Raw genomic sequence first — 20262 nt, 5'->3', positions numbered from 1 at the left:
CCCGCTCCCGCGCGCGGGAGCGGGCCTACCGTAGAGGGGAAGGAGGTGGCGCCATGTGGTGGTGGATCGCACTCGCCGTCCTCGTGCTGCTGTTCCTGTTCTGGGCCGACCGACGCACACGCGGTCGCGGCAACCGGGACTCGGGCGGCGCGGCCGACCACGCGATCGGCAAGTACATCTGAATCAGCCAGCCAGTGCGGCCAGGTCGCGCTCGGCGTAGAGCCTGTGCTCCCACTCCTCGTTGAGGACCACGCGCAGGCACTGCGCGACGGTCAGTGAGTCGGCCTCGGCCATGAACGGTGTCGCAGAGGTCACGGGTCGAGCCAGCCCGTCTTCGTCGAGCCCGGCGAGCACCTCGCCCACGCTCGCGCGGCGAGCGGCCCGCAGGGCGAGCACCTCGTCGAGCGAGGGGCGTACGTCGCGGTCCCACGGCACGCCGTCGACCGACGGCGCCTCGTCCCACGGGAGGTCCAGCGGGTGCCACGGCGAGGGGGCGGCGAGGACCACACCGCCCACCCAGCAGGCATGGGCGAAGCCGAGGTGGCGCAGCGTCTCGGTGAAGGACCACTCGCCGTCCACCTGCTGGTGGAGCTGTGCCGACCCGAGTGACCGGGCCTTCTCGACGGTGCCGGCCCACAGCCGGTCGAGCACCGCGAAGGCCTCGCGGAACCCAGCGACGTCCGTCGGGCGCATCAGCGCGCGCTCGGGCGTACGCCGGTCCAGCTCGGCCTCGACGTGGGCGACGACGTCGACGCCGTTGACCACCAGCCGACCGAGCTCACCGTAGATCTCGAGGTCCGGCACCTCGACGCCCGTCATCCGCACGCCGTCGAGGTAGGCGGCCCTGATGCGGGTGCCGCTGAGGTCGACGTCCTGGAAGGTGGCGTCCCGCAGGAGCACCCGCGCGAACGTCGCCCCGCTGAGGTCCTGCTCGGTGAAGTGTCGTCCGGTGGGAGCGGTCATGTCCCTACCGTAGGGACCGATGCGGACGATCGACGTCCGCAACCGGTCACCAGGTGAGCTCGATCTCCACCTCGTTCTCCTCGCCGAGCTCGACCTCGACCTTGAGGTGCACCTCGTCGGGCACGGCCACGGTGATCCGGCCGCCGTCGCGCTCGAACTCGATCGAGTTGTGCTTGGCCAGGGAGTCGGCGAGGGCACGCAGCTTGGTGGCTGCCTCCTCGCGGGTCATCGTGCGGGTCTCGTCCATCTCGAAGAGGTCCATGCCACCGAACCTAGTGGAGGGCGACAAGGTGTCCACAAGGCTTCTACAGGCCGAGCATCCGACCGATGATCTCCTTCTGGATCTCGGTCGTCCCGCCGTAGATCGTCTGGATCCGGGAGTCGGTGTAGGCCTTGGAGATCGGGTACTCGTTCATGTAGCCGTAGCCGCCGTGCAGCTGGACGCCCGCGTCGACGACGCGCTTCTGCAGCTCGGTGGTCCACCACTTCGCCATCGACGCGAGCGCGGTGTCGACCTCGCCGGCGTTGAGCCGCAGCACGCAGTCGTTGATGAAGACCCGCGCGATGTGGGCCTCGGTCGCCATCTCGGCCAGCACGAAGCGGTTGTGCTGGAACTTCCCGATCGGCTTGCCGAACGCCTCCCGCTCCTTGGCGTACGTCAGGCACAGGTCGAGGACGTGCTCGATCGCGGCGACGGCGATGCAGCCGATCGAGATCCGCTCCTGGGGCAGGTTCTCCATCAGCGAGACGAAGCCGGAGCCCTCGGCGCCGAGCAGGTTCTCCTTCGGGACGTGGACGTCGGTGAACGACAGCTCGGCGGTGTCCTGCGCGTGCAGGCCCATCTTGTCGAGGTTGCGGCCGCGCTCGAAGCCCTCCATCCCGCGCTCGACCACGAGCAGCGAGATCCCCTGGTGGCCGGCCTCGGGATCGGTGCGGCAGACCACGACCACCAGGTCGGACATGATCCCGTTGGAGATGAAGGTCTTCGACCCGTTGAGGACGTAGTGGTCGCCGGCGTCGACGGCCGTCGTACGAATGCCCTGCAGGTCCGAGCCCGCGCCCGGCTCGGTCATCGCGATGGCGGTGACGAGGTCGCCGGAGACGCAGCCGGGCAGCCACCGCTGCTTCTGCTCCTCGGTGCCGAGCGTGGAGATGTAGGGGACGATGATGTCGGTGTGGACGGCGAAGCCCGGGCCCGATGCGCCGGCGCGTGCCGACTCCTCCGCGAGCACCATGTTGTAGCGGAAGTCGCTGATCCCCGCGCCGCCGTAGGCCTCGTCGACATCGAAGCAGAGCAGTCCGCGCTCGCCCGCCCTGCGCCACACCTCGCGGTCGACGATGCCGTCGCGCTCCCACTGCTCGTGGAAGGGCACGACCTCCTTGTCGAAGAAGGAGCGGGCGATCGCGCGGAAGTCCTCGTGCTCCTGCTCGAGGATGCTGGGGCGCTCAGGCATGTGATCCCTTTCGGTGAACTGGTCCGTTGAGGTGCTCGAGCATCGCGGTGGGACCGAGGTCCTCGAGCCGGTGGCCGGACGGGTAGGTGGTGGGACGGTGCGCGTACGGCGTACGACGCGGGGGAGCGAAGCGGAGCAGTCGACCGCGCAGTCGCAGGCCACCGCGCACTGCCCGTACGAACCACCCGGGCTGGCGCGGCAGGCCGAGTGCCGTGCGCAGCGGCTCGTCCATCACCGCGATCGTCACCCGGCGCAGCAGTGGCCACAGAGGCGCGGGGGACACCTCGCGGGCGATGCGGATCGAGGCCTCCGCGAGGCGGGTGCTCGCAGGCGTGTGGGCGAAGTGGCGGCGCTCGTGGTCGACGAGCAGCGTGAGGTAGCCGTCGTACGTCGTGGGCAGGTCCTTGATGCCCATCAGCTCGCCGAAGCGCGTGGTGACGCGGGTGATCGCGACCAGCTCGTGCGGGTCGAGCGGTCGCCAGCCGTAGGCCGAGATCCAGCGGACCGGGCCGACGATCGTCGTGGCGAGGACGTAGGCGAGCTCGTCCTGCGGGATGTCGTAGTGGCCGTGGATCCGGTTGAGCCGGCGCAGCGCGGCGTGCGAGCGGGGCGAGTCGATGCCGTCCAGCGTCGCCTCGTCGCCGATCAGGATGGTGTCGTCGTAGCGCTTGACGCCGTGGTCCTCGAACTCGCGCGTCCGGTCGAGCAGGTCGGCGATGGAAGGGATGCCGTAGTCACGCATGAAGGCGATGCCGGTGCCCTGGACGTAGTCCCAGGGGAACTCGTGGCGTGCCGTCAGCCTGACGATCTGGTCGAAGTCGACCTCCGGATCCAGCGACTGGATCCGGCGGAGGTTGGCGTAGCGACCCGGGGCGTGCACGGCCTCAGGACACCCATTCCTTGACCTGCGCGACCGTCGCGGCCGGGTCGTCGGAGACTGGAGTGATGTTGAGGTCGGTGACGCCGGCCTCCTCGAAGGCGGCGATCCGCTCCTTCACGTAGGACTCGGGTCCGACGAGGTTGGCGGCCTCGAGCCACTCGGTCGGGATGAGCGCCTCGGCCTCCTTCTTCTTGCCGGAGAGGTAGAGGTCCTGGATCTCCTCGGCCTCCTTCTCGTAGCCGTAGGACCGGGCGACGTCGTTGTAGAAGTTCTTGCCCTTGGCGCCCATGCCGCCGACGTACAGCGCGAAGATCGGCCGCGCGAAGTCGAGCAGCGCCTTGGTCTCCGGGCCCTCACCGATGGCGAGCATCCCGCCGGCCATCACCTGCAGGGGAGCGAGCCCGTCGAGCCGCTTGGCGTTGCCCGCAGCGAGGGCGTCACCCCACACGAGGTGGGCCTTCTCGGGGTGGAAGAGGTGCGGGATCCATCCGTCGGCGATCTCGGCGGTCTGCTCGACGTTCCTGGGACCGAGCGACGCGATCCAGATCGGGATGGTGTCCCGCTCGGGCCTCGTCAGCAGCTTGAGCGGCTTGCCCAGGCCGGTGACCGCGCCGTGCTCCTTGGTCAGTGGCAGGTGGAACTCGCCGTCGGCGCTCAGCGGCTCGCGCTTCAGGCCACTGCGGATGATCTCGATGACCTCCGCGGTGCGCGCCATGGGCTTGCTGTAGGGCACGCCGTGGAACCCCTCGATCACCTGCGGGCCGCTGACGCCGAGCCCGAGGATCGCGCGGCCGGCGCTCACGTTGTCGAGGCCGGCGGCGGTCTGGAGCAGGGCGCCCGGGGTGCGGGAGTAGATGTTCATGATCCCCGAGCCGATCTGCACGGTCTCGGTCTTCGCCGCGAGGTAGCCCATCAGCGTCGGGGAGTCGAAGCCGTAGGCCTCCGCGACCCACACGCTGTCGAGGCCGGCCTTCTCCAGGGCGACCACCTGGTCGGCCGCGTTGCGGGGGTTGCCGTCGTACATCAGGAGGGTGGCGAGGCGCATGCCGCCAATCGTGACAGTGGAACTGTCACGGTGCAACCGTCGTGGTGCGAGGACGTCGTACGGACGGGGCCAGCGGGTACGCCGTCCGCATGACGTCCTCGGTCAGCGGCGGAGGTCGTCGAGGATCCGTTGGGCAGTGGGGGACGGGTGCCAGACTCGCGGAGCCTCGTCTCCGGGGCGCTGCGACCACACGTCGACGTAGAACTCGCGGCACATGCCCGAGAGGGCGACGAGGTCCCCCCACGCGGTGCGGCCGAGGAGCACCTGCGAGTAGAGCTCCCTGGGTCCGCCCGGGCAGTCGTAGTCACCCGGCGTCTCCAGCGGCTTGCTGTTCCGCTCCACGTCGGTCAGCAGGAGCCCGAGCTCGCGGGGCGGGACGGGCACGGGATCACCGGAGGGCGGACGCTGCTTGGCGTCCGGCCGCCAGCACGAGACCGCGACGACCAGGTCGGTCACCTCGCCGGTGAGCGAGTACGCCGGTCCGAGGTCTCCGTCGACGGGGCAGCCGGGAGGGTCGGGGATCGCGGTCGGCACCGGACGAGCTGCGCGCTGCTCCTCGACCAGCGCGAGTGCCGCGTCCAGCACCTCGTTCGCACCGAACCACTCGCCCGACGCCACGGTGACGACTCCACAACCGCCGGTGTCGCCGTGGATCCGGGCGTACCGGTCGCGCGAGAAGCGGAGGAGCAGGTCGTACGCCGGCCCGCCCTGGAAGGTGCAGTCATAGGGCTCGTCGGGCGTCGGCTCGAGGTCTCCCAGAACCTCGACGAGCGGGGCGAGATCACCTTCGACCAGGTCGTCGGGGGAGGTCCACGGGACGGAGCCGACAGGGGCCGGGTCGGCGCAGACCAGCATCGCGACCGGTTCGGCCTCCAGCGGCAGGTGCGGCACCTCGTGCAGCTCGCTGTCGCACGTGAGCGCTCCGCCGAGTGCGTAGTACGCGTCGGCGGAGATCGGCGTCACGACGGGTTCGTCCCGCGCCTCCTTGACGCGCTGCACCACGCTCAGCGTGACGAGGGCCAGCACCAGCACGGCCAGCGCACCGCCGATCACGGCCTTCATCGGCGCAACCCGTCGAGGATCCGCTGGGCGCGCGGGGACGGGGTCCAGTAGGGCAGCTCCAGGTCGACGTCGGTCGTGCCCGTGGCGATGAACCGGGGCGGCGTCGTCAGGAACTCGCGGCACACGCCGCGCACGGCGACCACGTCTCCCCGACGGGTGAGGCCGACCAGGTCCTGGGTGTAGTAGCCGTCGGGACAGCTCGGTTCACCGAACCCCCCGGCGAGCCGAGAGCTCGCGGTCAGGTCGTCGACGAGCACTGCGAGCGCACGGACCGGGACCTGTTTCCGGTCGCGCCACGGCGGTGTCTCGTCGGCATCCGGTCGCCAGCACGTCACGGCGCTGACGAGGTCGGAAGGGTCGCCGATGAGCGACAGCCGGTGATCCACCGGCGGCTCGGCGTTGCGACACCCGAGGTCGAGGGGCTCGACCGCGGCCGGCGGCCGGGCGTCGGCGCGCTGCGCGTCGAGCGCCTCCAGGAAGGTCGCCAGCACCTCGTCGGAACCGACCAGGTCAGCGCCGCCGATCCGGACCGTGCTGCAGCCTCCGGTGTCACCGGGGATCGACACGACCTCACCGGAGCCCAGGGCCAGCCGCAGGTCGAAGCCGTAGCCGCCGTCGTCGGTGCAGAAGTACCGGTCGCCGCTGCCGCTGGTCTCCGGCACGGCCTCGGCATCCGTCAGGACGGCCAGGAGCGGCTCGAGGCCCTCGTGGAGCCCGTCCTGCGGGGCGAACCACGCCGCCACGCCGCTGTCGGTGTCGCACATCCGGGCTGCGACGACCGCGTTCGTCGCCGGCACCACCTCCGCCGGGGAAGCCGCCCCGGAGCAGGAGAGGGCGACCGCGGCGGCGGGATCGCCCGCGGGTGAGGCGTGGGTCGGCTCAGCGACAGCGAGTGGGGTGGGCGGTTCGCCCACCCCGGCCAGGGCCGCCAGCGAGACGGGCACGGCGAGCGCCACCACGGCAACCGTCGCCGCCACCGCCCACCCCCGTCCGCGCATGGGGCGAGCATGCAGCCCGGAGCGCGACAGGCGGAAGCCTCGTCACCGAACCGTGATCGTGGAGCTCGCGAGCCACCATCCAGCACGGGAGCTCCACGATCTCCGATCGTCCTGCCCGGCGGGGGCCCAGCCACAGTCCACCCGCGCCCGGAGGTGGCTGCACCACCGCTCCCCGAGGGACGGTCAGGACTTGCCGTGCCACGACTCCCAGAGCGCGGCGTACGACCCGCCGGCGGCGACGAGGTCGTCGTGCGAGCCGAACTCCGAGATCACGCCGTCCTCCACCACCGCGACGCGGTCGGCGTCGTGGGCGGAGAAGAGGCGGTGCGCGATCGCGATGACCGTACGTCCCTCCAGCACGGCCGCGAGCGAGCGCTCGAGGTGCCGGGCAGCACGCGGGTCGATGAGCGACGTGGCCTCGTCGAGCACGAGCGTGTGGGGGTCGGCGAGGACGAGCCGGGCCAGGGCGATCTGCTGCGCCTGCGCCGCCGTCACCGCCCGCCCACCCGAGCCGACGACCGTGTCGAGGCCGAGGGGAAGGAGGTCCACCCACTCCAGCGCGTCGACCGCCCCGAGCGCGGCGCGGACGGCGTCGTCGGACGATCCCGGCCTGGCCAGGACGACGTTCTCCCTCAGCGTGCCGACGAAGACGTGGTGCTCCTGGGTGACGAGGGCGACGTGGCCACGCAGGTCGCCCAGCGGCAGCTCGACGAGCCCGACGTCGCCCACGGTCACCGCGCCGGTGCGCGGCGGGTGGATGCCCGCGAGGAGTCGACCCAGGGTCGACTTGCCCGCACCGGACGGCCCGACCATCGCGATCCGTTCGCCCACGCCGACGTCGAGGTCGATGCCGTGCAGCACGTCGCGACCCTCGACGTAGGAGAACCGCACGTCCTCGGCGTCGAGCTTCTCCGACGACGGCACCCGCCCGGAGACGGTGCGGTCGTCGGGCACCTGGGCGACACCGAGCAGGCGGGCGAGCGCGGCTGCGCCGAGCTGGAGCTCGTCGAGGATGGACACGATCCGGTCGACCGGGTCGATGAGCATCTGGACGTAGAGCGTCGCGGTGGTGACCTCCGCGAGCGACACCTCACCGCGCGTGTAGAGCCAGCCACCGAAGAGCAGCGTGCCGACCACCGGCAGGAGATAGCTGAGCTCCATGCTCGGGAAGAAGACGGTGCGCAGGTGCAGCGTGTACTTCTCGGCGGTGAACGACTTCGCGCAGTCGTCGTCGCACAGCTCGACGCGCTTCGCACCGAGCCCGAGCGCCTCGACGGTGCGCGAGCCCTCGACGGTCTCGGACAGCGTGGTGGTGATCTGGGAGTACGACGCCGTCTCGGCGAGGTAGCCGTCCTTGGCGCGGGCGAGGTACCACCGCAGCCCGACGACGAGCGGCGGCAGCGCCAGCATGCAGGGCAGCGCCACCCACCAGCCGACGCTCAGTGCGGCGGCGAACGTGAGGACCGCGGAGACGACCGCGATCGTCCACTCGGGCAGCGCCCACCGCACCGACCAGCCGAGGCGGTCGATGTCGGAGCCGGTGCGGGTCAGCAGGTCGCCGGAGCCGGCCGCCTCGACGGTGCCGACAGGCAGCGCGAGCGTGTTCGCGACGAAGTCCTCGCGGAGCTCGGCCAGCACCAGCTCGCCCATCACCTGCGAGCGGTAACGGGCATAGCGGGTCAGCACCGACTGCAGCACCAGGAAGATCGCCAGCCACATCACGATCTCGTCGACGTACGAGCGCGTCGTGCCGTTCTCGACCGACTCCACGAGGTCGCCGAGCAGGCGGGGCGCCGCCAGCGCGGTGAGCGCGGCCAGCACGTGCAGGCCGAGCGCGGTCCAGAGCAGGCGCGGGTGGCGGTGCGCGACCTGGCCGACATATCGGCGCACGGCCCTGCCGTCCGCGATCGGAAGGCGAGTCGTGACGCTCATACCGCCGCCTCCACATCGCGTACGACGACCCGGCGGTAGGCCGCGACCTTGGACAGCAGGTCCGTGTGGGTGCCGACCGCGACGACCCGGCCGTCCACCAGGAAGGCCACCTCGTCGACGGCGTCCAGCAGCAGCGGGCTCACCGTCGTGACGACCGTGGTGCGACCCGCACGGTGCGCGCGCAGCCGGTCCGCGATCCGCGCCTCGGTGTGGGCGTCGACCGCGCTGGTCGGCTCGACGAGCACGAGGATCTCGGGGTCGGCGGCGAGGGCACGCGCCAGCACCAGGCGCTGACGCTGGCCGCCGGAGAACGAGCGGCCCTTCTCGGTGACGACGGACTCGAGGCCCTCGGGGAGCGCCTCGAGGATGTCCTCGGCGGACGCGGTGAAGAGCGCCTTCTCGACGTCGCCGGTCCCGCGCTCGTCGATCCGGTCGGCCAGCCGTCCCGCGAAGAGGGCGGCGCCGGTGTCGGACACCATGATCCGCTCGCGGACGTCGGCGTGGCGCAGCGACGTGAGCGGCGTGCCGCCGAGGTGGACCTCGTCGTCCTGCTCGGCCGCGCACAGCCCGAGGCGGTCGGCGAGCAGCGCCGAGTCGTCCGGCTGGTCCGAGACGATCGCCGTCAGCAGCCCGGGCCGGACCCGCAGCCCCGAGCGGGCGTCGTGGAGCTCCGAGTCGGGCGCAGGGACGGCAGCGGGCGAGGCCGGCTCGACGACGTCGGGCTCGAGCGCCATCACCCGGCACACCCGCGACGCGGCGACCCGGCCGCGGATCAGCTTGTTGGCGAACTCCGTCGCCGTGCGCAGCGGCAGCATCAGGAAGGCGGAGTAGCCGTAGAACGCGACGAGCTCGCCCGCCGAGATCTCGCCGGCGACCGCCGAGCGAGCCCCCAGCCAGACCACGAGCACGACGAAGACGCCCGGCAGGAAGACCTGCAGCGCGTCGAGGACCGACTGCAGCTTGGCGACGTTGACCGCGGCCGTGCGGGTGGCCTGCGACTCGCGGCGGTAGCGGTCGAGGAAGACCCCCTCGCCGCCGATCCCGCGCAGGACCCGGAGGCCGCCGACGATGTCGGTGCCGGTGTTGGAGAGGTCGGAGCGCATCTGGCGCTCGACGGCGCTGCGGGCCTGGAGCGGCTTGAGGAGGGGGCCCATCACGAGCAGCAGCAGGGGCACACCGATCAGCACGACCAGGCCGAGCTGGACCGAGGTGCTGAGCAGGATCGCGGAGACCAGGAAGAAGGAGACGATGGCGCCGGCGAAGCGGGCGGTCACGTCCATCACGTTGCCGATGTGGTCGAGGTCGGTGGTGCCGATGGCGATCACCTCGCCGGTGCTGACCTTGCGCGGCAGCGACCCACCGAGGCGCACCGACTGCCGGGTCGTGAGCTGCACGATCCGGTAGGACGCGGTCAGCCAGTTCGTCACCGCGAAGCGGTGCCGCATGATCCCGGTGACCGCCTGCAGCAGGCCGATCATCAGCATCACACCGGCCCACAGCAGCAGCTGCTGCTGGTCCTTGTCGGCCACACCAAGGTCGATCGCGCGACCCAGCACGGCGGGCATCACCGCCTGGCAGGACATCCACACGATGCCGAACGCCATCCCGCCGGCCAGCGTCGGCAGCTGCTGCCGGGCCAGCCACCACAGGAACCTGCCGGGGGAGCGGTGGTCCGGGGTTCCGGGCTCGACGACGGGCAGGCTCTTCACTGGCCCGATCCTAGGTTCGGCAGGGCCCTGCCGACGAATGGTTAACGGCCGAGGCCCGGCACCACCTCGGCGCCCGGGAGGTCGGCGAGCAGCCGACCCGGCACCAGGAGCTTCGAACGGCGTACGCCGCTGCCGATCACGACCACCGGCTCGTCGAGGAGTGCGTCGTGGACGAGGATCCGCCAGCCGTCCGGCAGCCCGATCGGGGTGATCCCGCCGTACTCCATGGCGGTCTCGGCGACCGCCCGCTCCATCGGCAGGAACGACGCCTTGCGGACGTCGAGCATCTTGCGCACGAGCGTGTTGACGTCGGCGCGGGTGTCGGCGCGGACCACGCACGCGGCGACCCGCTCGTCGCCCGCCCGCGCGCCGGAGACGACGACGCAGTTGCCGCCCGCGGTCATCGGGATGTCGTACGCCTCGCTCATCGCGGCGGTGTCGGCGAGGTCCGGGTCGATGTCCACCACGGCGATGTCGGCGGCTCCGGGCCAGGTGGCCAGGGCCGCGGCGACCGGAGGGGCCACGAGGTCGGGCCGGTCGACCGCGGGGAGGGAGGTCAGGGTCGGGAAGCTCGGGAGCGTCACGCGCTCATCATGCGCCATTCACTCTGAGGTCACCGGACGGTCCCGCGGGGGGTGCAGCCTGAGGGCATGACGGTGACCCGCGAGGCGCTCGAGAGGGCCCCGTCGTTGGTCCTCTCGCCTGCGGTGGTTGCGCACCGCGGCGCCAGCGGCCACCGTCCCGAGCACACCCTCGACGCCTACCGGACCGCGATCCGGATGGGTGTCGACGACATCGAGCTGGACCTCGTCTCCACCAGGGACGGGGTGCTGGTCGCCCGTCACGACCTCGAGCTCAGCGCGACCACAGACGTTGCGGGTCGCACCGAGTTCGCCCACCTGCTGCGCACCCTCGTCGTCGACGGGGAGGAGCAGCACGGCTGGTTCGTGCAGGACTTCACGCTGCACGACCTCAAGACGCTCGCCACCCGCGAGCGGATGCCGGGCACCCGCCCCGGCAACACGGCGTACGACGGTGCCGAAGGCATCCCGACCCTCACCGAGGTGCTCGCGATGGTCGGCGCGGAGTCGATCCGTCGCGGCCGCCCGGTCGGGGTGCTGCTGGAGCTCAAGCACGCCACCCACCACGACGCCCTCGGCCTGCCCCTCGACGTCCCGCTGCTGCGCGAGCTGTCGCGCCAGGGGCTCGACCACCCGTGGGCGCGGGTGGTGCTGATGTCGTTCGAGGCGGCCGTCCTGCGGCGGCTCGCCGGCCGCACGCGGCTGCCGATCGTCCAGCTGCTCGACGTCGGCGACGAGCTGACCCCGGAGGCGTTGGACGGGATCGACGAGTACGCCGACGGCATCGGTCCGCACACCTCGCTGGTCCTGCCGCGCGACCGGACCGGAGCGATCGGCGAGCCCTCGTGCCTGGTCCGCGACGCCCACCGCCGCGGGTTGACCGTGCACGTGTGGACGGTGCGCGGCGAGAACCGCTTCCTGCCGACCAACCTGCGCCACGGGCCCGCGCCCGACGCGCTCGGCGACATGACCACGATGGTCCGCGAGCTGCTGGCCGCCGGGGTCGACGGCGTCATCACCGACCACCCCGAGGCGGCGCTGGCCGCGGTCCGCGAGAGCGCACACGTCGGTAGCTGACCTGTCACGGAGCGTTCACCGGGGCGTGTCCCCGATGCCGCACCGCACCGGTTGGCTCGGTGCATGACCTCTCGGAAGGCTCCTGCAGCCACCCTCGCCCTGGCGCTCGCCGCCACCCTCGCCTCCCTCTCGGCCCCTGCCACCGCGGCACCCGCCGAGGCGGCCGAGGCCCCGCTCGTCGAGCCCGTCCTCATCGGCCACCGCGGCGCCTCCGGCTACCGCCCCGAGCACACGATCGCCGCCTACGAGCTGGCCATCGCGCAGGGTGCCGACTACATCGAGCCCGACCTCGTCTCCACCAAGGACGGCGTCCTGGTCGCCCGTCACGAGAACGAGATCGGCGGCACGACCGACGTTGCCGACCACCCGGAGTTCGCTGCCCGCCGGACCACCAGGACCATCGACGGCCGCCCGGTCACAGGCTGGTTCACCGAGGACTTCACCTACAAGGAGCTGCGCACGCTGCGCGCCAAGGAGCGGCTGCCGCAGGTGCGCCCCGACAACACGGCGTACGACGGGCAGGAGCGGATCCCGACCCTCGACGAGGTCATCAAGCTCGCCCGCCGCGAGGGCGTCGGCATCTACCCCGAGACCAAGCACCCGACCTACTTCGACGCGATCGGCCTCTCGCTGGAGGAGCCGCTCGTGGCGGCCCTCGAGAAGCGGAAGTGGGACGACGCCGACGACCCGGTGATCATCCAGTCCTTCGAGACCGCCAACCTGCGCGACCTCGACACGATGATCGACGTGCCGCTCGCCCAGCTCGTCGACGGCACCGGCAAGCCCTACGACTTCACCGCCGCCGGCGACCAGCGCACCTACACCGACCTGCTCACCCCGGCCGGCCTGGCCTGGATCGCGACCTACGCCGACGGCCTCGGCGCCCACAAGGACCGCGTCCTGCCGCGCACCGACGGCGCCACCACGGTGCCGAGCGCCGTGGTCGGGGACGCCCACGACGCCGGCCTCATCGTGCACGTGTGGACCCTGCGCCGGGAGAACCAGTTCATGGCGACGAACTTCCGGATCGGCACCGACCCCAACGCCCCCGGCGACCTCGCGGCGGAGGCTCGCGCCTTCCTCGACGCGGGGGTGGACGGGATCTTCAGCGACAACCCGGACCTCGTCGCCCGGGAGATGGACCGGGTGCTCGCCGAGAGGTGACGGGCAGGGGGGCAGGCGCAGCCTTGCACCGGCGTACGCTCGGGCCGTGACGCAGCAGCCCGACCCGTCAGCCGCCCTCCTCGAGCGCATCCGCGCGTCGGTGATCGGCGACGACCAGGTGATGCAGGGGCCCTACGGCCCGCGCCGGGTGACCTATGCCGACTACACCGCGTCGGGTCGCAGCCTGAGCTTCATCGAGGACTTCATCCGCACCGAGGTCCTGCCGGCCTACGCCAACACCCACACCGAGGCCAGCGGCACCGGCCTGCAGACGACCCGGCTGCGCGAGGACGCGCGCCGCATCGTCCGCGACGGCGTCGGCGGGGACGACGAGACGGTCGTGGTCTTCTGCGGCTCCGGCAGCACCGCCGCGATCGACAAGCTGATCGGCATCCTCGGCCTGCGGATCCCGGCCGGGCTCGACGACCAGTACGACCTGAGCGCGCTCATCCCCGCCGACCAGCGCCCGGTCGTCTTCATCGGACCCTTCGAGCACCACTCCAACGAGGTCCCGTGGCGCGAGACCATCGCCGACGTCGTGACGATCCACGAGGACGCCGACGGCCGGGTCTCGCTCGACCACCTCCGCGAGGAGCTGGAGCGCCACGCCGACCGGCCGCTCAAGATCGGCACCTTCTCCGCCGCGTCCAACGTCACCGGCATCGTCACCGACACCGAGGGCGTCGCCGACCTGCTCCACGAGCACGGCGCGCTGAGCTTCTGGGACTTCGCAGCCTGCGCCCCCTACGTCGACATCGAGATGTACGGCCCCGGCCGCTCGGTCAAGGACGCGATCTTCCTCAGCCCGCACAAGTTCATCGGCGGCCCCGGCACCCCCGGCGTGCTCGTCGTGCGCCGTGAGCTGATGACCAACCGGGTGCCGGTCGTGCCCGGCGGCGGCACGGTCATGTACGTCAACCCGACCGAGCACCGCTACCTCGACGACAAGGCCCACCGCGAGGAGGGCGGCACCCCTGCGATCGTGGAGTCGATCCGTGCCGGGCTGGTGTTCCAGCTCAAGCAGGCGGTCGGCGTGGAGACCATCCAGGCGCACGAGGAGGAGATGCTCGCCCGCGCCGTCGAGGCGTGGGTGGCCGAGCCGACGATCCAGATCCTCGGCAACCTCGAGGCGCAGCGGCTCTCGATCGTCTCCTTCGTGCTGAAGGCGCCGGACGGCTCCTACCTCCACCACAACTACGTCGTCGCGCTGCTCAACGACCTCTTCGGCATCCAGACCCGGGGCGGCTGCTCGTGTGCGGGCCCCTACGGCCACCGGCTGCTCGACATCGACCTGGCCACCAGCCACCAGTTCGAGGCCCAGATCGCCGGCGGGTGCGAGGGCATCAAGCCCGGGTGGGTGCGGGTCAACTTCAACTACTTCGTCGAGGAGGAGGTCTTCACCTACGTGGTCGAGGCCGTCCGCCTCGTCGCGCGCGAGGGCTGGCGCCTGCTGGGTGACTACCGCTTCGACCCGCTGACCGGGCTGTGGCACCACCGCACCGGCACCGTCGAGCCGCCGCTGCGCCTCGCGGACGTGTCGTACGCCGCCGACGGCACGATGACCTGGCCCTCGCACACGACGACGGCCCCCGTCTCGGTGCTCAGGGAGCACCTCGACGAGGGCCGCGCGATCATGGCCGCCGCCACGCCTCCGGACTGGTCGGACCCGGCCCACCTGGGCGCTGACTTCGACGACCTCAGGTGGTTCGCGCTGCCCGCCTGCTCGTTGGTCTAGCAGCTCAGCGCGAGCGCGAGGGCCACACCGTGGCGGCGAGCCCGGCGGCGCCGGCGGCCAGCCACGGGATCGGCATCAGCCAGCGCAGCTCGCTGGTGTCGACCACGTCGCCCTGGACGAGCGCCCACACCAGCACCATGCCGGCGAACGCGACGCCCAGCACGAGCTGGGTGATGTTGACCGGGTGGAGGCCGGACGGCTTCTCGGGGGCGTCGAGCGGGCCGATCATCGGCTCCCCGTACACGTCCGGCGCCGTGCCGTAGACGTCCGTGTCGTAGCTGGAGTCGTAGCTGGAGTCGTAGCTGCTGTTCTCGGTCATGGTCAGGCTCCTCAGGCCGCTTCGCGGACGATGATCTCGCCGGCGACCAGGTCGATGGTGAGGGACATGTCGGGGACCTCGTCCCCGCCGTCCCGGAAGTGGTCGAGGGCGACGTCGAAGCCGCCCTCGCGCTGGTTGAAGACCCGGCTGTCGCCGGCCACGACCTGCGTCTCGACGGAGACGTCCATGCCGTCGGGCACGATCACCTCGACGCGTCCGCCGACCCCGTCGATGGTGATGTCGCGGCCGTCGAGGGCATCGACGTCCGAAATGTTCGAGAGGTCGAGGGTGAGCTCACCGCCGTCGAAGTCGTAGGTGTCCTCGACCTGCACGGCGCTCGTGGGGGCGTAGTCGAAGCGGTCGTCGGGGAAGGAGCTGCCGAGCGTCGCTGCGGCGGTCGCCAGTGCGGCGACCACGCCGAGGGCGATCAGGCCGCCGGCCCGTCCCCAGAACGACCCGACGATGAGCATCACCGCGATGATGCCGAGGGCCAGCGCGGGGTAGGCGCTGTCGGCGACGCCGACGCCGGCCAGGTCGGCCACGCCGAGGACGCCCTCGGCCAGCGCGACGAGCGCGAGCGTGAAGAAGAAGAGGATCGGTCCACGTCGACGCGGGTTGCGCGGGGTGCGGGGCACGGGGGCGTACTGCCCCCACTGGCCGGGTGCGTCGGTCGGACCGTAGGCCGGGGCGTAGGCCTGGTCGTAGGTCGTGCCGGACGTCGCGGGTGCGTACGCCGTCGCGCCGGCCGCGGCGTCGCCGGTGACCGTCGCCTGGTCGAAGCCGTAGCCGCTCGTGGGGGTCGGCCTCTCCTTGCGGTTGAGGAACCACACCGCGATCGCGGCCACGATCGCCAGCGGCCACGGGAACCAGAACGCTCCCGCCCAGTCGCCGACGGCGCACAGGACGGCGAGCACGCCGACCCCGGCGAGGGCGAGGGAGCGGCTGCGCTGGTCGAGGCCGAGCGGCTGGTCGTCGGTGCCCTCCTCGGGGACGAGGATCCAGGCGCCGACGTAGGCGAGCAGCCCGGCGCCCCCGAAGAAGGTGGCGACGACCAGCGTCACGCGGACGATGATCGGGTCCACGTCGAGGTGGCGGGCGATGCCACCGGCGACCCCCGCGATGTGGCGGTTGGTGACGCTGCGGCGCAGGCGGCCGAGGTCCTTCATCTCGTCACGGCTGACGCGGGGTCCGGCCGACGGCGCGGGTGGCGTGGGCTGCTCGTCCGTGCCGGCGGCGCTGCCGGGTCCGGTGCCGGATCCTGGAGGGGTGGGGCTGGGGTTGTCCATGGCTCCACTCTCGTCGGCGGGGGCGGCCTGCACCATCGGGGACAGCCCTGATTCGTGACCCCCGGTCCGCGGTGCTCGCACCGGGGGCCGACTCAGGGTCGGCTCGGGGTCAGTCCTCATGGTCGCGCACGTGCGTGCCTGCGACGATGGAGACACGATGACCCAGACACTCCCTCCGCGCGCCGGGCAGTCGCGCCGCGCCTACCGCGACACCACCTCCCCGATCGTCGGGGGCGTCGCGGCCGGTCTGGCTGCGCACCTGGCGGTGCCGGTGCTGTGGGTGAGGTGCTTCTTCGTGGCCACCGGCTTCCTCGGTGGCTTCGGGCTGATGCTCTACGCCGGGTTGTGGGTCTTCCTGCCCGCCGACCAGGGCTTCGAGGTCAGCGCCCCCGGTCTGGAGAGCGCCACCCGCACCGGCAAGCGTCCCGGTCGCCGGTCGCGGTTGCGTGATGCCGGTCCGGCGATCGCGATCGGCGCGCTGCTCTTCGGTGTCGTGCTCGGCTTCGAGGGGATCTTCGGGCAGGGCGCGCTCTTCTGGCCGGTCGTGCTCGGCATCGCCGGCATCGCCCTGCTGTGGCGCCAGGCCGACGAGGCGCAGCGCGAGCGCTGGATCGACTCCTCGGGCCGCATCGACCCGTTCCGCGCGGTCTTCGGCAGTGGCGGCTGGGCGGCGTACGCCCGCATCGCGGCGGGCCTCGGCCTCGTCGTCACCGCCCTGATCGTCTTCGCCGTGGCCGCCGGTCAGGCGACCTTCGCGGTGCCGGTGCTGGTTGCCGGGCTGCTCGGCCTGGTCGGCCTCGCGATCGTCGTCGGACCCTGGGCGGTGCGCCTGATCAACGACCTCGGCGCCGAGCGCGCCGAGCGGGTCCGCACCCAGGAGCGCGCCGACATGGCCGCGCACCTCCACGACTCGGTGCTCCAGACCCTCGCCCTGATCCAGAAGAACGCCCACGACGCCACCACCGTCGCCCGCCTCGCCCGGTCGCAGGAGCGCGACCTGCGCCAGTGGTTGTTCGAGGCGGAGACCTCGGACGCCACCACGCTGGCCGGTGCCCTCAAGGAGATGGCCGCCGACGTGGAGTCCCAGCACAACGTCGTCGTGGACGTCGTCACCGTCGGTGACTGTCCCCTCGACGAGGAGCTGCGCCCCGTCGTTCACGCAGCCCGCGAGGCCGTCGTCAACGTCGCCAAGCACGCCGGCACCCAGCGCGCCGACGTCTTCGCCGAGACATCTGCCGGCGCCGTCGACGTCTTCGTCCGCGACCGCGGCGCGGGCTTCGACGTCGCGGCGGTCGCCGGCGACCGGCAGGGCGTCCGCAGCAGCATCGTGGACCGGATGGCCCGGCACGGCGGCCGGGCGGACGTACGCTCTGCTCCCGACGAGGGCACCGAGGTCCGCCTGCACATGCCCCGCACGCCCCATGCCCCCGACGAGGAGAACCGATGACCCAGCCCAGCGCAGACCGGGCGCCCGTGCGCGTCGTCCTGGTGGACGACCACGCGATGTTCAGGGCCGGTGTCCGGGGTGAGCTGGCCACCACCGGCGCCGGGCTGGTCGAGGTCGTCGGCGAGGCCGCCGACGCCGACGCCGCGATCGCGGTCGTCCGCGATCTCCGTCCCCAGGTGGTGCTGCTCGACGTGCACCTGCCCGGTGGCGGCGGGGTCGAGGTGATGCGCCGCCAGCCGTCGCCCGACACCCTCTACCTCGCGCTGTCGGTCTCCGACGCCGCCGAGGACGTCATCGGGACCATCCGCGGCGGGGCGCGCGGCTACGTCACCAAGACCATCACCGGCCCCGAGCTGGTCGATGCGATCACCCGGGTGGCCGGGGGGGACGCCGTCTTCTCGCCGCGCCTCGCCGGGTTCGTGCTGGACGCCTTCGCCGGGTCGATCGACGTCGCCGCGGTCGACGAGGACCTCGACCGGCTCACCGAGCGCGAGCGCGAGGTGATGCGCCTGATCGCCCGCGGCTACGCCTACAAGGAGGTCGCCAAGGAGCTCTTCATCTCCGTGAAGACCGTGGAGACCCACATGTCGTCGGTGCTGCGCAAGCTCCAGCTCTCCAGTCGTCACGAGCTGACGAAGTGGGCCTCGGACCGACGCCTCCTCTAGGCGCGGGATCCCTCCGTGGGGGTGGGCGATGATTGACAACACCCCGCCAAGAGGGTGGGGTCTGTGCATGCCAGACACCGCCACCGTCCCTCGGCCGGACGAGCAGGACAGCGAGCTCAAGCGCTCCATCACCGGTCGCCTCCTCTTCTTCTACACGCTCGGAGACGTCCTCGGATCGGGCATCTACGTCCTCATCGGACTGGTCGCCGCAGCGGTCGGCGGCGCGTTCTGGATCGCCTTCGCGCTCGGCGTGACGGTCGCGGCGATCACCGGTGCGGCCTACGCCGAGCTGGTGACGAAGTACCCCCAGGCGGCCGGCGCCTCGCTGTACGTCAACAAGGCGTTCGGCAACCGCCCGCTGACCTTCCTCGTCACGGTGTCGTTCCTGGCGGCCAGCATGGCGGCGTCGGGGTCGCTGGCGGTCGGCTTCGCGTCCTACTTCGACACGCTCTGGTCCGGTCCGCCGGCGCTGCTGGTGTCGCTGGTGTTCGTCGCGCTGCTCGTGGTCGTCAACTTCATCGGCATCACCGAGTCGGTGTGGATGAACATGCTGATGACCTTCGTCGAGGTCGCGGGCCTGGCCATCGTGCTGATCATCGGCATCGTCCACATCTCCAACGGCGACGCCGACTTCGGGGTGCTCACCCAGATCGACACGAGCGGTGACTACGGCAGCCCCGCCCTCGCCGTCCTCGCCGGCATCTCGTTCTCCTTCTTCGCGATGACCGGCTTCGAGAACACCGCCAACGTCGCCGAGGAGACCATCGACCCCTACAAGGCCTTCCCGCGCTCGCTCGTCGGCGGCATGGTCGTGGCCGGCCTGGTCTACGTGCTCGTGTCGATGGCCGCCGCGCTGACCGTGCCCGTCGAGACGCTGGCCAGCTCCGACGCCGCGCTCCTCGAGGTCGTCAAGCAGGGCATCCTGCCGTTCTCGACCGACTTCATGACCACGTTGTTCTCGATCATCGCGCTGATCGCGATCACCAACACCACGCTCGTCACCATCGTGACGCAGCCGCGTGTGCTCTACGGCATGGCTCGCGAGGACGTCGTCCCCGGCATCTTCGCCAAGATCCACCCGGTCCGACGCAGCCCGTGGGTCGGCCTGATCTTCTCCGGGATCGTCGTCGGGTCGCTGCTCGTGATCGGCACGCTCGTCACCGAGGCCGGGGGCGGCATCGACCTGGTCGGCCGCCTCGCCACCGTCACCGTCGTGCTGCTGCTGGCGATCTACGCGATCGTGATCGTGGCCTGCCTGAAGCTGCGCGGGCAGGACGAGGACCAGCCCTTCTTCCGCGCCAACACCCCGCTGCTGTTCGTCGGCCTGGTGGGCAACCTCGCGATCCTCTACTTCACCATCTACGACGACCCGCACTCCCTGATCTGGTGCGCCGGCCTGCTCGGTGTCGGCCTGGTCCTGTTCCTCGCCGAGTACTTCTTCGGCAGCCGCGGCACGGGCTCCCAGACGCCCGACCTGAAGGAGGTCTGACATGCACGTCATCGTCGCCACGGACGGCTCGAAGCAGTCGCTGGCAGCCGCCAAGCACCTCAAGTCGTTCGCCGACCCGACCAAGATCACCGAGATCTCGGTCGTGGCGGTGATCCGCCCGCTGGCCTCCGTCGCCTTCGCCGACGACACCTCGGACAGCAAGTGGCCGTCGTCCGGTTCGTTCCGAGACGCCGCCGACAGCGCGGTCGCCACGATCGCCGCGGTGTTCGACGGGTGGGGTCCCAAGGTCAACAAGCGCGTGCGCAGCGGGTCGGCGGCCAACGAGATCATCAAGGCGGCCCAGCAGTACGACGCCGGCCTGGTCGTGGTCGCCGCCGGTGGGCGCGGGCTGAGCGACAGCGTGCTCGTGGGGAGCACCGCCCAGCGCGTGCAGCACTACGCGCCGTGCCCGGTGCTCGTCGTACGCCCCGCGCCGCGCAAGAAGCGGTGACCCGG

The 20262-nt window shown here is 71.6% G+C and carries 20 protein-coding genes; 8 read left to right on the top strand and 12 right to left on the bottom strand.

Annotated elements, in window-relative coordinates; genetic code table 11:
• Window positions 1-53: 53 nt before the first annotated feature.
• Entirely contained in the window at window positions 54-182 is a 129-nt protein-coding gene (locus BM127_RS23070) for a hypothetical protein (protein WP_269213072.1), read from the top strand.
• Window position 183: 1 nt separating this feature from the next.
• Here the strand turns inward: BM127_RS23070 and BM127_RS16180 are convergent, their stop codons facing one another.
• From BM127_RS16180 to BM127_RS16135, 10 genes are all read right to left on the bottom strand, one after another.
• Window positions 184-963 carry a DinB family protein gene (locus BM127_RS16180; protein WP_091200192.1) on the bottom strand — a complete coding sequence of 260 codons (780 nt, stop codon included), beginning with the start codon at window positions 961-963 and terminating at the stop codon, window positions 184-186.
• A 46-nt stretch (window positions 964-1009) separates the two neighbouring features.
• A complete protein-coding gene (locus BM127_RS16175) occupies window positions 1010-1225 on the bottom strand; it encodes an amphi-Trp domain-containing protein (RefSeq protein WP_091200108.1) in 216 nt (71 codons plus the stop codon).
• A 43-nt stretch (window positions 1226-1268) separates the two neighbouring features.
• A complete protein-coding gene (locus BM127_RS16170; RefSeq protein WP_091200106.1) occupies window positions 1269-2417 on the bottom strand; it encodes an acyl-CoA dehydrogenase family protein in 1149 nt (382 codons plus the stop codon).
• On the bottom strand, window positions 2410-3297 hold the full coding sequence (locus tag BM127_RS16165; RefSeq protein WP_091200104.1) for an oxygenase MpaB family protein: 888 nt from the start codon (window positions 3295-3297) through the stop codon (window positions 2410-2412). Before BM127_RS16165 ends, BM127_RS16170 begins: the two co-directional genes overlap by 8 nt.
• A 4-nt stretch (window positions 3298-3301) precedes the next feature.
• A complete protein-coding gene (locus BM127_RS16160) occupies window positions 3302-4342 on the bottom strand; it encodes an LLM class F420-dependent oxidoreductase (RefSeq protein ID WP_091200102.1) in 1041 nt (346 codons plus the stop codon).
• 102 nt (window positions 4343-4444) lie between these two features.
• Window positions 4445-5404: a hypothetical protein gene (locus BM127_RS16155; protein ID WP_091200100.1), complete on the bottom strand. Its 960-nt coding sequence runs from the start codon at window positions 5402-5404 to the stop codon at window positions 4445-4447.
• Window positions 5401-6402, bottom strand: coding sequence for a hypothetical protein (locus BM127_RS16150; RefSeq protein WP_139227758.1), 1002 nt, complete (start codon window positions 6400-6402; stop codon window positions 5401-5403). Before BM127_RS16150 ends, BM127_RS16155 begins: the two co-directional genes overlap by 4 nt.
• Before the next feature lie 183 nt (window positions 6403-6585).
• Window positions 6586-8334, bottom strand: a complete 1749-nt coding sequence (locus BM127_RS16145; RefSeq protein WP_091200096.1) for an ABC transporter ATP-binding protein — start codon at window positions 8332-8334, stop codon at window positions 6586-6588.
• Window positions 8331-10043, bottom strand: a complete 1713-nt coding sequence (locus BM127_RS16140; protein WP_175507426.1) for an ABC transporter ATP-binding protein — start codon at window positions 10041-10043, stop codon at window positions 8331-8333. The genes BM127_RS16145 and BM127_RS16140 overlap by 4 nt, the downstream gene beginning before the upstream one ends.
• Window positions 10044-10084: 41 nt before the next feature.
• Window positions 10085-10627, bottom strand: a complete 543-nt coding sequence (locus BM127_RS16135) for a YbaK/EbsC family protein (protein WP_231263208.1) — start codon at window positions 10625-10627, stop codon at window positions 10085-10087.
• A 66-nt stretch (window positions 10628-10693) separates the two neighbouring features.
• Here BM127_RS16135 and BM127_RS16130 point away from each other — a divergent pair, with 66 nt between their 5' ends.
• The 3 genes from BM127_RS16130 to BM127_RS16120 all read left to right on the top strand — a co-directional run bounded on the left by BM127_RS16130 (window position 10694) and on the right by BM127_RS16120 (window position 14600).
• Complete coding sequence (locus BM127_RS16130; RefSeq protein ID WP_091200092.1) at window positions 10694-11701, top strand: glycerophosphodiester phosphodiesterase family protein; 1008 nt, start codon at window positions 10694-10696, stop codon at window positions 11699-11701.
• A 63-nt stretch (window positions 11702-11764) separates the two neighbouring features.
• A complete protein-coding gene (locus BM127_RS16125) occupies window positions 11765-12865 on the top strand; it encodes a glycerophosphodiester phosphodiesterase (protein WP_091200091.1) in 1101 nt (366 codons plus the stop codon).
• Window positions 12866-12911: 46 nt separating this feature from the next.
• Entirely contained in the window at window positions 12912-14600 is a 1689-nt protein-coding gene (locus tag BM127_RS16120; protein WP_231263209.1) for an aminotransferase class V-fold PLP-dependent enzyme, read from the top strand.
• 4 nt (window positions 14601-14604) lie between these two features.
• Here BM127_RS16120 and BM127_RS16115 read toward each other — a convergent pair whose 3' ends face one another.
• Together BM127_RS16115 and BM127_RS16110 are read right to left on the bottom strand one after the other, a co-directional pair.
• Window positions 14605-14919 carry a hypothetical protein gene (locus BM127_RS16115; RefSeq protein ID WP_091200089.1) on the bottom strand — a complete coding sequence of 105 codons (315 nt, stop codon included), beginning with the start codon at window positions 14917-14919 and terminating at the stop codon, window positions 14605-14607.
• Window positions 14920-14930: 11 nt separating this feature from the next.
• A complete protein-coding gene (locus BM127_RS16110) occupies window positions 14931-16205 on the bottom strand; it encodes a PspC domain-containing protein (protein WP_175507425.1) in 1275 nt (424 codons plus the stop codon).
• Between the two features lie 157 nt (window positions 16206-16362).
• Here BM127_RS16110 and BM127_RS16105 point away from each other — a divergent pair, with 157 nt between their 5' ends.
• From BM127_RS16105 to BM127_RS16090, 4 genes are all read left to right on the top strand, one after another.
• Entirely contained in the window at window positions 16363-17652 is a 1290-nt protein-coding gene (locus BM127_RS16105) for an ATP-binding protein (protein ID WP_091200186.1), read from the top strand.
• On the top strand, window positions 17649-18317 hold the full coding sequence (locus tag BM127_RS16100; protein ID WP_091200085.1) for a LuxR C-terminal-related transcriptional regulator: 669 nt from the start codon (window positions 17649-17651) through the stop codon (window positions 18315-18317). Before BM127_RS16105 ends, BM127_RS16100 begins: the two co-directional genes overlap by 4 nt.
• Window positions 18318-18384: 67 nt before the next feature.
• On the top strand, window positions 18385-19806 hold the full coding sequence (locus BM127_RS16095; protein WP_091200084.1) for an APC family permease: 1422 nt from the start codon (window positions 18385-18387) through the stop codon (window positions 19804-19806).
• A gap of 1 nt (window position 19807) precedes the next feature.
• On the top strand, window positions 19808-20257 hold the full coding sequence (locus tag BM127_RS16090) for a universal stress protein (protein ID WP_091200082.1): 450 nt from the start codon (window positions 19808-19810) through the stop codon (window positions 20255-20257).
• Window positions 20258-20262 lie beyond the last annotated feature (5 nt).

The organism is Nocardioides alpinus, assembly GCF_900112035.1.
GTDB classification, from domain to species: domain Bacteria; phylum Actinomycetota; class Actinomycetes; order Propionibacteriales; family Nocardioidaceae; genus Nocardioides; species Nocardioides alpinus.
Note: the sequence above shows the minus strand (reverse complement) of the source record. Positions and strands in the feature narration are given on the sequence as shown.